Origin of the sequence: Sphingopyxis panaciterrulae (genome assembly GCF_014199295.1) — a bacterium.
GTDB classification, from domain to species: domain Bacteria; phylum Pseudomonadota; class Alphaproteobacteria; order Sphingomonadales; family Sphingomonadaceae; genus Sphingopyxis; species Sphingopyxis panaciterrulae.
Window position 1 is genome coordinate 158,934 of the sequence record NZ_JACIJH010000008.1, and the last position, 13,902, is coordinate 172,835.

At 66.0% G+C, this 13,902-nt stretch carries 13 protein-coding genes; 9 read left to right on the forward strand and 4 right to left on the reverse strand.

The window, feature by feature from the left end; genetic code table 11:
* The first annotated feature begins 97 nt into the window (after nt 1-97).
* Nucleotides 98-1,657, forward strand: a complete 1,560-nt coding sequence (locus FHR21_RS13030) for a fatty acid--CoA ligase (protein WP_184098985.1) — start codon at nt 98-100, stop codon at nt 1,655-1,657.
* A gap of 5 nt (nt 1,658-1,662) precedes the next feature.
* Here FHR21_RS13030 and FHR21_RS21175 read toward each other — a convergent pair whose 3' ends face one another.
* A complete protein-coding gene (locus FHR21_RS21175; RefSeq protein ID WP_184098987.1) occupies nt 1,663-2,631 on the reverse strand; it encodes a helix-turn-helix domain-containing protein in 969 nt (322 codons plus the stop codon).
* A 231-nt stretch (nt 2,632-2,862) separates the two neighbouring features.
* Entirely contained in the window at nt 2,863-3,774 is a 912-nt protein-coding gene (locus FHR21_RS13040) for a DMT family transporter (protein WP_184098989.1), read from the reverse strand.
* Between the two features lie 201 nt (nt 3,775-3,975).
* Here FHR21_RS13040 and leuC point away from each other — a divergent pair, with 201 nt between their 5' ends.
* Entirely contained in the window at nt 3,976-5,394 is a 1,419-nt protein-coding gene (gene leuC, locus FHR21_RS13045) for a 3-isopropylmalate dehydratase large subunit (RefSeq protein ID WP_184098991.1), read from the forward strand.
* Here the strand turns inward: leuC and leuD are convergent.
* The gene (gene leuD / locus FHR21_RS13050; RefSeq protein ID WP_184098993.1) at nt 5,391-5,975 is read right to left on the reverse strand and encodes a 3-isopropylmalate dehydratase small subunit; all 585 of its coding nucleotides are present in this window, start codon (nt 5,973-5,975) and stop codon (nt 5,391-5,393) included. The genes leuC and leuD overlap by 4 nt on opposite strands.
* Nucleotides 5,976-6,103: 128 nt before the next feature.
* Here leuD and FHR21_RS13055 point away from each other — a divergent pair, with 128 nt between their 5' ends.
* Both FHR21_RS13055 and FHR21_RS13060 read left to right on the forward strand, forming a co-directional pair.
* Nucleotides 6,104-6,610: a MarR family winged helix-turn-helix transcriptional regulator gene (locus tag FHR21_RS13055; RefSeq protein WP_184098995.1), complete on the forward strand. Its 507-nt coding sequence runs from the start codon at nt 6,104-6,106 to the stop codon at nt 6,608-6,610.
* A gap of 75 nt (nt 6,611-6,685) precedes the next feature.
* Complete coding sequence (locus tag FHR21_RS13060; protein WP_184098997.1) at nt 6,686-7,261, forward strand: NADPH-dependent FMN reductase; 576 nt, start codon at nt 6,686-6,688, stop codon at nt 7,259-7,261.
* On the opposite strand, the gene FHR21_RS13065 is transcribed toward FHR21_RS13060, so the two are convergent.
* Complete coding sequence (locus tag FHR21_RS13065) at nt 7,258-7,692, reverse strand: MarR family winged helix-turn-helix transcriptional regulator (RefSeq protein WP_184098999.1); 435 nt, start codon at nt 7,690-7,692, stop codon at nt 7,258-7,260. The genes FHR21_RS13060 and FHR21_RS13065 overlap by 4 nt on opposite strands.
* A gap of 151 nt (nt 7,693-7,843) precedes the next feature.
* On the opposite strand from FHR21_RS13065, the gene FHR21_RS13070 reads away from it, so the two are divergent.
* The 5 genes from FHR21_RS13070 to FHR21_RS13090 are packed head-to-tail and all read left to right on the forward strand — an operon-like array spanning nt 7,844 to nt 13,830.
* Nucleotides 7,844-9,478, forward strand: coding sequence for a long-chain-fatty-acid--CoA ligase (locus tag FHR21_RS13070; protein ID WP_184099000.1), 1,635 nt, complete (start codon nt 7,844-7,846; stop codon nt 9,476-9,478).
* Between the two features lie 28 nt (nt 9,479-9,506).
* Nucleotides 9,507-10,637 (forward strand): lysophospholipase, encoded by a 1,131-nt coding sequence (locus tag FHR21_RS13075; RefSeq protein WP_221235166.1) that lies wholly within the window; start codon nt 9,507-9,509, stop codon nt 10,635-10,637.
* Nucleotides 10,638-11,618, forward strand: coding sequence for a phosphotransferase family protein (locus FHR21_RS13080; RefSeq protein ID WP_184099002.1), 981 nt, complete (start codon nt 10,638-10,640; stop codon nt 11,616-11,618).
* On the forward strand, nt 11,615-12,913 hold the full coding sequence (gene eno, locus FHR21_RS13085; RefSeq protein ID WP_184099004.1) for a phosphopyruvate hydratase: 1,299 nt from the start codon (nt 11,615-11,617) through the stop codon (nt 12,911-12,913). Before FHR21_RS13080 ends, eno begins: the two co-directional genes overlap by 4 nt.
* On the forward strand, nt 12,910-13,830 hold the full coding sequence (locus FHR21_RS13090) for an NAD(P)-dependent oxidoreductase (RefSeq protein ID WP_184099006.1): 921 nt from the start codon (nt 12,910-12,912) through the stop codon (nt 13,828-13,830). Before eno ends, FHR21_RS13090 begins: the two co-directional genes overlap by 4 nt.
* Nucleotides 13,831-13,902: the final 72 nt, after the last annotated feature.

Below are 13,902 nucleotides of genomic sequence, written 5' to 3' on the forward strand. Positions count from 1 at the left end.
AGCTGACAGGGTAGACCGATCGGCGCTTTACCTTGCGCTTGCAGGCTTTACGTTTCGCTCGATTGCAAAACGCAACGCGATTCGGGAGAGCGATGCCATGGCGGGCGATGTGTCGGCGCTGTTTACCTTCGACGAATTTCTCACCCATTGGGCGGAGGACCGGCCCGACCGTGTAGCGATGCGCGAGGAGGGTCGCGTCTTTACCTATGGCGAGATCGAGGATCGCACCGCGCGGGTCGCGAGCGCGCTGCTCGCCGCAGGGCTGAAGAAGGGTGATCGCATCGCCTGGATCGGCAAGAACAGCGACCTCTATTTCACCCTCTTTTTCGGCGCGGCGCGCGCCGGGATCGTGATGGCGCCGATCGGCTGGCGCCTGTCGCCCGCCGAATGGGCGTTCATCGTCAACGATACGCGGGCGAAGATCGTCTTCACCGGCCCCGGCTTCGACGGGGTGCCCCAGCAGCTTGCCGGGCGGCTCGACCACGGTCCGAGGATCGTCGGCGCCGACGCCGCGCGCGCGATGATCGATGCGGCGGCGCGCATCGCCTTCGCGCCGTCGGGCCGCGACGATGCGGTACTTCAGCTTTACACCTCGGGAACCACCGGCAACCCGAAGGGCGCGGTGCTTACCAACACCAACCTCTTCGGGCTGCGCAAGCATTCCGCCGATCTCGACATGCCCTACACCAAATGGGAAGATGACGAGGCGGTGCTCGTCGCCATGCCCTGCGCGCACATCGGGGGCACCGGGCTGGGCATCATGGCGCTCGCGGCGGGGCTGCCGGGCGTCATCCTCGCTGAATTCAACCCCGACGGCGTGTTCGACGCGGTCGAACAGCACGGCGTCACCCGTTTCTTCATCGTCCCCGCGGCGCTTCAGATGCTGCTCCTCCATCCGCGCTGCGGCAGCGTCGATTACAGCCGGCTCAAATATATCCTCTATGGCGCCGCGCCGATCCCGCTCGAACTGCTGCGCCAGTGCATTCAGATGTTCGGCGCCCAGTTCATCCAAGCATACGGAATGACAGAAACGACAGGCACCATTTCAATGCTGCCGCCCGAGGATCACGACCCCGAAGGCAACAAGCGGATGCGTTCGGCCGGCAAGCCGCTTCCCGGCGTCGAGATCCGGATTGTCGGGGCCGATGGCGCGGAGGTGCCGACGGGCGAGGTGGGCGAGGTCGTCACCCGCTCGTCGAACAATATGCAGGGCTATTGGAATCTGCCCGAGGCGACCGCAAAGACGATGACGGGCGATGGCTGGATCCGCACCGGCGACGCCGGCTATATGGACGAAGACGGCTATCTCTATATCCACGACCGGGTGAAGGACATGATCATCACGGGCGGCGAGAATGTCTATCCGGCGGAAGTCGAGAGCGCGATCTATGGTCACCCCGCGGTGCAGGAGGTCGCGGTGATCGGCATCCCGGACGACAAATGGGGCGAGACGGTGAAGGCCGTGGTCGTGCCCAAGCCGGGGATGACGGTGGAGGAGGACGACATCATCGCCTGGACCCGCGACCGCATCGCCGCCTTCAAGGCGCCGCGCAGCGTCGACATGATCGCGGCGCTGCCGCGCAACGCCTCCGGCAAAATCCTCCGCAAGGACCTGCGCGCGCCCTATTGGGAAGGCTATGAGCGAATGGTGAACTGAGCGGGTTAGCTGACGGTCATCCGCCAGTCGCGCGGGGTCATGCCGAAGCGGCGACGGAATGCCTTGCCGAAGGCGGACAGATCGTCATAGCCGCAACGCAGCGCAATATCGCCGATGCCGAGCCGGGGGTCGCGCAGCAGTGCGCGGCCGTGATTGAGCCGGACAGCGCGGATATGCTCGGCGACCGACAGGCCACGCTGCTCGAACAGCCGGTAGAGGCTGGCGCGTGAGCAGCCGATTGACTGCGCGATGGTATCGGCGGTCAATCCCGCGTCACCCCGCTGCGCCTCGATCAGTCGGCAGGCGCTGGCGAAATGCGCATCGCCGATGCGTTTTCTTTCATCCTCTAAGGATGTGTTGAACCCCTCGAGAAAGGTGAGGGCCAGACCGCTGAGCAGCTTCATCGCCGCCGCCGCCTCTGCCGCATTCATGTTCGGGCCATGGCGTGCGAGCGCACCGAGCTGATCCTTGAGCAGCAGGGCGAGCGGCGTATCGGGTAGCGAGCGGAGGGCGCCGGTCCCTGCGATCGGATCGCCGCCCATCGCCCGATAGACCGCGGCACGCGGCAGCGTGATATGATAGGCGCGATAGCTGATCTCGGAATAGGTCTGCGCCGTGCGGTGGCAATCGAGCAGTTGGAGTCCGGCCCCTGGACCGAGCCACAGGCGCTCGTCTCGCCCATGGACGACCCCGAATTGACCTTCTGCGATGACGCAAAGCTGCATATGATCGACCCGGCCATCGTAGAAGCGCGATGCCGTGGGAGCGCAGACCAGATCGGTGAAGGCGATGCCGTCATCGCCGGCGCAGGCCAAGGCCGCGGCGCAATAGCCGTCCTCGCCTGTGGTGCGCCGCATGTCGATGTGCGGGAACAGCGCATGCCAGAAGTCGAACCGTTCCTTCACGGGCGCAACCTCGGTGGTCACGCCGATGAAGCGCGCGGCTTGCCAATGCGAGCGGCTGTCCTCCCCCACACCCGGTCCCCCTCTGCTCGTAAAGCTAGTGCCGTTCGTTGGGCGGGTCAATCAATCGTGAGACGTCCGGCCCAATGGATGAGACTGTCGGCCTAACGCCTGTCGCGAGCCACATGCTAGCGCCGATGCTGGTGGGGGCCTTGGGAGGTCGGGCGGGAACCAGAGCATGAGGCGGTGGGATGGCATCGCCTCATGCTCTGGATTTTCCGCCCGGCGGCGGATGCCACGCCTTCACATCGCGGCGAGAAGGGCGAAGATCACGCCTGCCGCGACGAGCAGCAGGCCGACGACTTCGTGCCAGCGGATGGTGTCGCGCAGATAGAATCGCGCGAAGCCGATGGTGAAGATCACCTCGACCTGCCCGACGATCCGTACCAGCGCGGCGGGGGCGGCCGCGAAGCCGGTGTACCAGCAGGCCGAGCCGAGCGCCGAAAGCAGCCCGACCTGCGCGGAATTGCGCCAGGACCGCCCGACCGCGCGCAGCGTGCCGCGGTCACGGGCGACGATCCACGCGAGATGCAGGACGCTCTGGATCGTCATGACCACGACCAACGAGACGAGCGCCGACCCGACCGTATCGACCCCGGCCAGTTTGGCGGTGGCGAATTTGATCGCGATGGCCGCCAGGGCGAACATCGACCCTGCACCCAGTCCGCAGAGCGCCGCGGGTTGGCGCAACGCCTGCCCGAGCTGGCGGGCGGTAAGGCCGCTTCCCGCGAGCGCCAGCGTCAAGACACCGGCCACGCCCAGCAGGATTCCGGCCCATGCGAGCGGGGGCAGATGCTCGTCGAGGAACAGCGCCGTCACCAGCGCGACCTGAATGGCCTCGGTCTTGGAAAAGGCGGTGCCGACCACGAAGCCGCGATGGCCGAAAGCCATGATGAGCAGGATCGTCCCTGCCATCTGGGTGAGTGCGCCGGCGACTGCGAAGCCGAGGAAAGCCGAGGTGAGCGGCGGCACTGAATCGCCGCGGACCGAGAGCCAGAGCACCGCGAACAGGATCGCGAAGGGCAGGCCATAAAGATAGCGCACCAGCCCGGCCCCGCTGACGCTGAGTTCTGCGCGCAGCCGCTCCTGAAGCGCGGTGCGCCATGCCTGGAACAGGCCGCCGAGCAGCGAGGCGGGCAGCCAGATCGGGTTCATTCCGGCGATTTCCGCGCGGCGGGGCTGCGATCGGTCAAGGCGGGTCTTTCCAGGCTTTGAAGCAAAGGGACGGATTGGCGATATCGGTGGTGGCGGCGCGCTTGCGTAGGTGACGCTTCCGGAAAAGCCCTTGCCCCATCGGCTGCGCAAAGTCTATAAGTTAGATATCTAAGTATTTTCGGATATGGGGCAGATATCTCCATGACAAGGTCGCCCCGGCGCACGCTTTACGACAAGATCTGGGACGCGCATGCCGTCGCCGAGGACGATGGCGAGACGCTGCTCTACATCGACCTCCACCTGCTGCATGAGGTCACCTCGCCGCAGGCTTTCGCGGCGCTCGCCGCCGCGGGTCGTCCGGCGCGACGGCCCGAACTGGCGCTGGCGCTTTCCGACCATGTCGTGCCGACCGCCGGGCAGGCGGCGGGGCCGGCGGGCACGGCCGACGCGGAGGCGCGGGCCCAGCTTGAAACGCTGGCCGCCAACACGCGTCGTTTCGGGATCGAGGCGTTCCCGATGGGCGATCGGCGGGGCGGCATCGTCCATGTCGTCGGCCCGGAACAGGGACGTTCGCAGCCGGGAATGACGATCGTCTGCGGCGACAGCCATACCTCGACCCACGGCGCGTTCGGCGCCCTCGCGTTCGGGATCGGTACGTCGGAGGTCGAGCATGTGCTCGCGACCCAGACCATCCGCCAGCGCAAGTCGCGCAATATGCGGATCAGCGTCGAGGGGCGGCTGGCGCCGCACGTCCATGCCAAGGATCTGGCCCTTCACCTGCTCGCCCTGATCGGAGTCGACGGGGCGACCGGCCATGTCATCGAATATGCGGGCTCCGCCGTGCGCGCGCTGTCGATGGAAGCGCGGATGACGCTGTGCAACCTCAGCATAGAGATGGGCGCGCGCGCCGGATTGATCGCGCCCGACGAAACCACCTTCGCTTATCTGGAGGGGCGTCCCGCGGCGCCGGCCTGCGCGGCATGGGACGAGCGGCTGGCAGAGTGGTGCGGGTTGCCAACCGACGCGGGGGCTATATTCGATCGCGAAGTTCTGTTCGATGCGGGCGCGGTGGGGCCGATGGTCAGTTGGGGAACCAATCCGTCGCAGGTCGTTGGTATCGGCGGGCGGATTCCCGATCCGGCGTCGCTGCCGAGCGCCGAGGCGCGCGGGCTGGCCGAGCGGGCGCTCGCCTATATGGACCTGTCGCCGGGGCAGCATATCGCCGGAACCGCGCTCGACCGGGTCTTCATCGGCAGTTGTACCAACAGCCGGATCGAGGATCTGCGTATCGTCGCCGACATCGTGCGCGGCCGTCGCGTCGCGCCGCACGTCCGCGCGATGGTCGTCCCCGGTTCGGGGCTGGTCAAGCGGCAGGCGGAGGCGGAGGGCATCGACGCCGTACTGCGCGCCGCGGGGTTCGACTGGCGCGAGCCCGGATGCTCGATGTGCGTCGGCATGAACCCCGACCGGCTGCAGCCCGGCGAACGCTGTGGGGCGACATCGAACCGCAATTTCGAGAATCGGCAGGGGCGGGGCGGACGGACGCATCTGATGAGTCCCGCGCTCGCCGCTGCGAGCGCCATTGCCGGCTGCATCGCCGATCCGGCGAGCCTGGCTTAGGCGCGCGCCTCGAAGCATGCGATCGCAGCTTCGTGCCGCAGCGTGCGGGCGATGTCGTCCAGCCCTTCCATCAGCGTCCGCCGGTCGTCCGGATCGACGACGAACGCGATCGCCTCACCCGATGCGAGCCGGATTTTCTGTTCGACGAGGTCGATGGTGATCGGCGCATATTGCGCCCGCGTCACCGCGTCGCGCAGTTCTTCGCATGCCGCCTCGGGAAGACGGATCAGCAGCAGGCCGTTTTTGCGCGCATTGTTCGAGAATATGTCGCCAAAGCTTGGCGCGACGATGCAGCGGATGCCGAAATCGGCGAGCGCCCACACGGCATGCTCGCGCGACGAGCCGCATCCGAAATTGCGGTCGGCGATCAATATCCGGGCGTGCCGGCATGGTCCGCGGTTCAGGATGAAATCGCCGCGCTCCGCTCCATCGGCCGCATAGCGCAGTTCCTGGAAGAGATGCCGGCCGAGCCCGCTGCGCGACAACGCCTTCATGAAGCGTGCCGGGATGATCATGTCGGTATCGACATTGGCGAGGGACAACGGGGCAGGGGGGGCGGTCAGTCGATCGAATTTTTCCATATGTCCCGTTCCAAAACTTAGTATACTAAGTATATTGGAATCGGGATGCTGTCCAATGATATCGGCGGGCGGAAGCTATTGCCGCTTGAATCATAGGGCTCTAAGGTTTGGGCAAAGGGGAGAATCTTTTGGCAAAGAAGAACCAGCCTTTCCGGCATCCGGCGGAATATTACACCAACCCGGAAAACAGCATCGGCTATCTCGCCCGCATCGTTTTCCGGTCCTTTTCGCGATTGCTGGAGCGCAGCACGCTGGAGCACGACGTATCGGCAGGGCAATGGCGCTTCCTGCGCCAGTTGTGGCGCGAGGACGGGATCACGCAGCGCGAACTCAGCGAGCGGGTGGGAATGCGCGAGCCGACGACCGTGGTCGCGCTCAAGGGGCTGGAGAAAGCCGGCTTCATCACGCGCAAGAAGACGGCGGAGGATCGCCGCAAGACCTTCATCCATCTGACGCCGCACGCCAAGGAACTCGAACTGATCCTCGCACCACTGAACGCCGAGGTGCATAAGGTCGCGACCCGCGGCATGACCAACGAGGAGGTCGAGACGCTGCGGGTGCTGATGCGGCGGGTGATCGCCAATCTGGCCGATGAGACTGCCAAGCTTCCGACGCTGTCCGACATCAAGGCCTGATCGTCGCGTCAAAAGGGTTGCAGATCCTTTCCAAAATAGATTAGCATTCTAATCATTATGGACCGGGAGGGACAATTGGCGAAGATTGCGGTCGTCGTGGGAAGCACGCGCGAAGGGTCGTTCAACCGGATGCTCGGCAAGCTCGCAATCCGCGCGCTGCAAGCGCAGGGCGCTGCGGTGACCGACGTCGACCTCGCCGACTTCGACCTGCCGCTTTATTCGGCCGCGATCGAGGCCGGCGCTTTCCCCGCCGATGCGCAGCGGCTGAAGGAAATATTCGCGGCACAGGACGGGCTGCTCTTCGTGTCGCCCGAATATAATGGCTCGGTTTCGCCGCTGCTCAAGAATGCGATCGACTGGGCGTCGCGCCCGACGGGGGGCGAATCGCTCGTGGCGCTCAGCGCCTACCGCGGCAAGGCGAGCGCGATTATGGCGGCGTCGATCAGCCCGTTCGGCGGGCTACGTGGGCTGATTCACCTGCGTCAGATCCTGTCGACGATCCAGACGCTGGTGATCCCCGAGCAGGTGCTCATCCCGAACGCGCATGCCGCCTTCGACGAAGACGGTCATCTCAAGGAGGCGCTGCCGGCATCGCTGGTCGACCTGACCGCCGCGCGGCTGGTCGCCGTGGCGCGCGCTCTCTCCGCTTAGGGCTGCCGCTCCATATTGTCGCCCCAGTCGGCTTCGAGCGTCGCGAGCAGCGCGTCGAACCGTTCGTGCCCCAGCCGCTCGGCGAGCTGGTCGGCGAGTTGATCCATCGCCCGCTGGGCGTCTTGCCGCATCTGTGCCCCGGTTTCGGTCAACGACACGATCACGTGCCGCCGATCCTCCGGGTCGGGCGCCAGTTCGACCATGCCGAGCTTGACCATCTGGTTGATCGTGTTGTGGATGGCCTGACGCGACACGCCGAGATTGCGGGCGATATCCGATGGGCGGACGATTCCGCTGACGATATTCGTCATCACCATCGATTGCGGCCGGCTGATGTCGGGCCAGCCGCGGTCGTGAAGCCGTGCCTGCAGGCCTTCGTCGAGCCAGCAGAAGCGTTGAAAAAGTGCGATGATGAGTTGATTGGTGCGCATGCGACGCCGACGATAGCCCCTGTTGCCGACGGCGCGTCGGCACCGCCACGCTAGAAGAGCAGGAAAGGCGGCGCAAGGCAGAGCGGCGTTGCAATAGGAAAATACTTAGTATACTATCTATTATGTCGAGGATATGGGAGAGACGCGCGGCATGGACGGTCTGATGCAGAATGTGCCGCTGACGGTCGATCGGATCATCGACCATGCGGCGAACTGGCATGGCGGGCGCGAGATCGTATCGCGCGATGCCGAGGGACGCGTCACGCGAACGACCTATGCCGACATCCGCGCGGACGCGAAGCGCGTGTCGAACGCGCTCGCGGCGGAGGGGATACAGCCCGGCGACCGCGTTGCGACGATGGGTTGGAACGGTGCTCGCCATCTTGCCGCCTGGTACGGTGCGGCGGGGATGGGCGTCGTACTCCACACGCTCAACCCGCGGCTCTTCCCCGAGCAGATCGCCTATATCGCGAACCATGCCGGCGACCGTCTGCTGATCGCCGACCCCGCGACCGCCGATCTGGTCGAAGAGTTGCTGCCGCAGGTGCCGTCGATCGAGAAGGTCATCTTCTTTTGCGACCGCGCATCGCTGCCGAAGACCAGCTTCGATGCGATCGCCTTCGACGACTGGATCGCCGGCCGGCCCGCCGAATATGCATGGGGCGACTTCGACGAGAATGTCGCCTGCGGCCTCTGCTACACCAGCGGGACGACTGGCAATCCCAAGGGCGTGCTCTATTCGCACCGCTCCAATTACATCCACGCGCTGATGACCTTGCAGCGCGACGCGCTCGCGCTGTCGGCGCGCGACACGGTGCTGCTCGTCGTGCCGATGTATCATGCCAATGCCTGGGGCGTCGTCTATTCGGCGCCCGCGGTCGGCGCGAAGCTCGTGCTGCCGGGGCAGCGGATGGACGGCGAATCCATTTACAATCTGATCGAGCGGGAGGGCGTCACCTATTCGGCCGCGGTGCCGACCGTGTGGCAGATGCTGCTCCAGTACATGCAGGAGAACGGCAAGCGCTTCACGACGCTGCAGCGGGTGACGATCGGCGGCTCGGCGTGCCCCGAATCGATCATTCGCACCTTCCGCGACGATTATGGCGTCGACGTCATCCAGGGCTGGGGCATGACCGAAACCTCGCCGCTCGGAACAGTATCGGTGCCGACCGCATCGGTCGCCGCCATGCCCGACGACGAGCAGATGGCCTACAAGCTCAAGCAGGGCCGGTTGCTCTGCGGGTTGGATATGAAGTTGGTCGACGATAACGGAAACCGCCTGCCGCACGACGGTCGGACGCCGGGGCGGCTGATGATCAAGGGGCCGACGATTGCGGGCGCCTATTACGGCGGCGAGGGCGGCGATGTGCTCGACGCCGAGGGCTTCTTCGACACCGGCGATGTCAGCACGATCGACGCCGAAGGCTATATGCAGATCACAGACCGCGCCAAGGATGTGGTGAAATCGGGCGGCGAGTGGATCAGCTCGATCGAGATCGAGAATATCGCAATGGGGCATGAAGCCGTCGCCAACGCCGCGGTGGTCGGCGTCGCGCATCCCAAATGGGACGAGCGCCCGATCCTGCTGTGCGAACTCAAGCCCGGCGCGCAGGCCTCGGCCGATGATCTCAAGGCCTATCTCGATGGCAAGATCGCGCGCTGGTGGATGCCCGACGACGTGCTGTTCGTCGACAGCATTCCGCTCGGCCCGACCGGCAAGATCGACAAGAAGGCGATCCGTGCCGGGCTGGAGGGCTACACGCTGCCTTTCGACGTGACCCGCTGACCCAAGCAGACAATCAGGAGAGACGATGATGGTGGACCCGAACGGGATCGAAGGACTGGACGCGCAATTCATCGGCCGCGTGTCGCCGACCGCGCCGCGCATCCAGGCGGGCGGGCATCCGTGCCAGGGCATCTATTGGACCGAGGCGGGCAAGCGTCCGAAGGTCGCGATCATCGCCACCCATTATAATGTGGACTTTTCCGAGCATTATATCGCCCCCTATTTCGCGCGGCAGGGTTTCGGTTTCCTCGGCTGGAATACGCGCTATCGCGGCGTCGAGGACCAGTTCCTGCTCGAACATGCGGTGCTCGACATCGGCGTCGGCATGAAGTGGTTGAAGGAAGAAGCGGGCGTCGAGCAGATCGTCATCCTCGGTAATTCGGGCGGCGGCTCGCTGATGGGCGCCTATCAGGCCGAAGCGATCGCGCCGACGCTGACCGACCGGCTGCCGTCGGCGGGACAGGACGCGCTCGCCCAGATCATCAAGGGCGACCTCTATATCAGCTTCAACGCGCACCAGGGGCGGCCCGAAGTGCTGACCGACTGGATGGACGCGTCGGTGATCAACGAGAATGATCCGACCCTGACCGACCCCGAACTCGACCCATTCAACTCCGACAACGGCCCGCCCTATTCGGATGCGTTCATCGCCAAATACCGCGCCGCGCAACGTGCGCGGAACCAGCGGATCACCGACTGGGCGAAGGCGGAGCTCAAGCGCCTTAACGATGCGGGTATTCCGGACCGCATCTTTCCGATGTTCCGCTGCTGGGGCGACATTCGCTGCGTCGATCCCGCGATCGACCCGTCGGATCGCAAGCCCAACTGGTGCTATCGCGGCGACCCGGCGATTGCCAACCGCACGCCGAGCATCGGGCGCGCGAATACCATCAAGACCTGGCTCAACATGTGGAGCCTCGAAACCTCGCCCTGCCAGGGTCAGCCGCATCTAGCCAAGCACGACACACCGGCGCTGGTCGTGCAGGGGACGGCCGACACCGGCGTTTTCCCGAGCGACGCGCGCAAGATTTTCGATTTCCTCGGCTCGACCGACAAGCAGATCGAACTCATCAAGGGCGCGCATTATTTCGAAGACTCGATCGAGGAGCGACAGAACGCTGCCGACCTCGTCGGTGCGTGGATTCGGGAGAAGCTGTAAATGGCGATGGCCGGCGCCGACATTATCGCGGACCTACGCGGTGCCGGCTTGGTCGGAGAGGGAGAGGTCGCTCTCGAGCCGCTGACCGGTGGCGTGTCGTGCGACGTATGGAAGGTCGAGACACCATCGGGGCCGGTCGTCGTCAAGCGCCCGCTCGGACAGCTCCGCGTCGCCGCCGAATGGCACGCGCCCGTCGAGCGCGGGGCGAGCGAGGTGCGCTGGTTGAAGCGGGCGAGGAGTGTCGACCCGCGCATGGCGCCCGAGGTGCTCGCCGAGCTGCCGGGCTATGGCTTTGCGATGCGCTTCCTGCCGGATTGCCCGGTCTGGAAGGACGAACTCACCGCCGGGCGCGTGAATGCCGATTTCGCCGCAGGGGTGGGAGCCCGGATCGCCGCAGTGCATGCCGCGACGGCGAACAGCGCCGCTGACCGCACGGCCTTCCCGACCGATGCAATGTTCCGTGCGCTGCGCGTCGATCCCTTCCTGCTCCATGTCGCCGATCGCGACGCCGAGCTGGCGCCCGTCTTGCGCGCGCTCGCGGATGATTTGTCGGCGCGCAAGATCGCGTTGGTGCACGGCGACGTCAGCCCCAAGAATATCCTCGTCGCCGCCGACGGCCCGGTGTTCCTCGACGCCGAATGCGCAGTCTATGGCGATCCGGCCTTCGATCTCGCCTTCTGCACGACGCATCTGCTGCTGAAGGCGGTGTGGCTGGCCGATGCGCGGCTGAATACAGCGGCGGCCACGCTGGTCGCTGCCTATCGCAGCGGGATCGACTGGGAAGACCCCGCCGACCTTCTGCCCCGCGCTGGAAAACTGACCGCCGCGCTGCTTCTCGCGCGCGTCGAAGGCAAGTCGCCCGCCCCCTATCTGACCGACCCGGACCACAAGCGCATCGTGCGCGATCAGGCGCGCGCGCTGTTGCTTGATCTCGCACCTGTCGACGCGCTCGTCGCCCACTGGAAAAGGACTTCTGCATGACTTCGCGTATCGCCTCCGTCACAGGCCGCCAGCTTTGGGATTCGCGCGGCCGGCCCACCGTCGAGGCCGAGGTCGTGCTCGAATCGGGCGCGGTCGGCCGCGCCATCGCCCCCGCCGGGGCCTCGCGGGGCGCGCATGAAGCGATCGACCTGCGCGACGGCGGCGACGCGTTTGGCGGTTATGGCGTCAATGGCGCGGTCGCCGGGATCGGTGCCGAGATTGCGGGGGCTATCGCCGGCATGGACGCGCGTGATCTGGCCGCGGTTGACCGCCTGCTGTGCGACCTCGACGGCACGCCGAACAAGGCGCGCCTCGGCGCGAACGCTGTTGTCGCGGTGTCGATGGCGGTGCTGCACGCCGCGGCCGCCGATGCGCGCGAGCCGCTGTGGCGCTATCTGGCGGAGGGGCGCAAGGTGCGCGTGCCGCTTCCCGAAATCCAGATTTTCGGCGGCGGCGCGCATGCCGGGCGGCGCACCGACGTGCAGGACTTCATGGTCATGTGCCCCAAGGCCGGCAGCTTCCGCCGCGCGCTCGAGATCACCGACGATGTCTATCGCGCCGCGGGCAAGCTGATGGAGGCGAAGGGGCCGCTGTCGGGGGTCGCCGACGAGGGCGGCTGGTGGCCGAATTTCGAGTCGAACGAGGATGCGCTCGACACGCTGACCCGCGCGATCGAAGCGAGCGGACATCGCGCGGGCGACGAGGTGTTCATCTCGCTCGACATCGCCGCGAACGAACTCGGCGACGCATCAGGCTACCGCCTCGCGCTGGACGATGGTCGCTTGACGAGCGAGGCGATGGCGGCGCGCATCGTCGAATGGGCGAAGCGCTATCCGATCCTGTCGATCGAGGACCCTGCCGGGCAGGACGACTGGACGGCGATGGCGGCGGTGACATCTGCGCTCGGTGAGCGGGTGCAGATCATCGGCGATGATGTGCTTGTCACCAATGCCGAACGGGTCGAGCGCGCGGGCGAGGCGGCCGTTTGCAACGCGGCGCTCATCAAGGTGAACCAGGTCGGCACGGTGACCGAGGCGAAGGCCGCGCTCGACGCGGCGGTGTCGCGCGGGTGGGGCGTGATCGTCTCGGCGCGTTCGGGCGAGAGCGAGGATGTCACCATCGCGCATCTCTCGACCGGCTGGGATGCCGGACAATTGAAGGTCGGCAGCTTTACCCGCTCCGAACGCATGGCGAAGTGGAACGAGATGCTGCGGATCGAGGAAGCGATGGGCAGCCATGCTGAGTTTGCGGGCTTCTCGGCCTTTGCCGCGCCGATCGGGACGGTTGCGGTATGATCGTCCTCCACGCCCGTCCGAGCCCCGGCTTCCGCGAGGCCGTCGACGCGGTCTTCGGTCCCGGGGTCGTCGTCCATGTCGACGAGGCGGCGCCGCTGGACGAGGTCGCGGGCGAGATCACCGCGCTGCTGCATGTGCTGACGCCGGTGACGGGCGATTTCATCGCCTCGGCGCCGAAGCTCAAGCTGATCCAGAAGCTCGGCGTCGGCGTCAATACGATCGCGCTCGACGAGGCGCGGGAGCACGGCGTCGCGGTGTGCAACATGCCCGGTACCAACAGCCAGGCGGTCGCCGAAATGGCGCTGTCGCTGATGATGGCGGTGCTGCGGCGCACCTGCTTCTTCGACGCGCGGACGCGTGTGGGCGAGGGGTGGACCGCCGACCCGTCCGAACTCGACAGTGTGGGAGAGGTTGCCGGGCGTATCGTCGGGCTGGTCGGCTTCGGCCATTCGGCGCAATTGTTCGCGCCGGTGCTTGCGGCGTTGGGCGCGAAGGTCGTCTATACCGCGCGAAGCGCGCGCGATGTGCCCTACGACTATTGGCCACTCGACCGGTTGCTGGCCGAGAGCGACGTGGTGTCGCTCCACATTCCGCTGACCGATGAGACGCGCGGCGCCATCGATCCGCTCGCGATGAAGAAGGGCGCGGTGCTGGTGAATACGGCGCGCGGCGAGCTGGTTGACCAGGCACGGCTGGTCGAGGCGCTGGGGGCGAGCCATCTGCGCGGTGCCGGGCTCGACGTCTTCGCCGAGGAGCCGCTACCGCGCGGGAACCCGCTGCTCGGCCTGCCCAATGTGGTGCTCGCGCCGCATATCGCGTGGCTGACGCCCGAAACGCTCGTACGCAGCCTGTCGGTTGCGCAGGAAAATATCCGTCGCCTCGCTGCGGGCGAGGCGCTGCTGCATCAGGTGGTCTAGGACCCCCTTTTACCGTTTGTGCTGAGCTTGTCGAAGTGCGGCGCCCAAAAGAAAGAACGGCCCTTCGACAAG

What these genes read in the sequence shown, in the direction of transcription:
- FHR21_RS13030 (WP_184098985.1), top strand. Translation starts at nt 98, where the DNA reads ATGGCGGGCGATGTGTCGGCGCTGTTTACCTTCGACGAATTTCTCACC.
- FHR21_RS13040 (WP_184098989.1), bottom strand. Translation starts at nt 3,774, where the DNA reads ATGAACCCGATCTGGCTGCCCGCCTCGCTGCTCGGCGGCCTGTTCCAG.
- leuC (WP_184098991.1), top strand. Translation starts at nt 3,976, where the DNA reads ATGACAAGGTCGCCCCGGCGCACGCTTTACGACAAGATCTGGGACGCG.
- leuD (WP_184098993.1), bottom strand. Translation starts at nt 5,975, where the DNA reads ATGGAAAAATTCGATCGACTGACCGCCCCCCCTGCCCCGTTGTCCCTC.
- FHR21_RS13065 (WP_184098999.1), bottom strand. Translation starts at nt 7,692, where the DNA reads ATGCGCACCAATCAACTCATCATCGCACTTTTTCAACGCTTCTGCTGG.
- FHR21_RS13070 (WP_184099000.1), top strand. Translation starts at nt 7,844, where the DNA reads ATGGACGGTCTGATGCAGAATGTGCCGCTGACGGTCGATCGGATCATC.
- FHR21_RS13075 (WP_221235166.1), top strand. Translation starts at nt 9,507, where the DNA reads ATGGTGGACCCGAACGGGATCGAAGGACTGGACGCGCAATTCATCGGC.
- FHR21_RS13080 (WP_184099002.1), top strand. Translation starts at nt 10,638, where the DNA reads ATGGCGATGGCCGGCGCCGACATTATCGCGGACCTACGCGGTGCCGGC.
- eno (WP_184099004.1), top strand. Translation starts at nt 11,615, where the DNA reads ATGACTTCGCGTATCGCCTCCGTCACAGGCCGCCAGCTTTGGGATTCG.
- FHR21_RS13090 (WP_184099006.1), top strand. Translation starts at nt 12,910, where the DNA reads ATGATCGTCCTCCACGCCCGTCCGAGCCCCGGCTTCCGCGAGGCCGTC.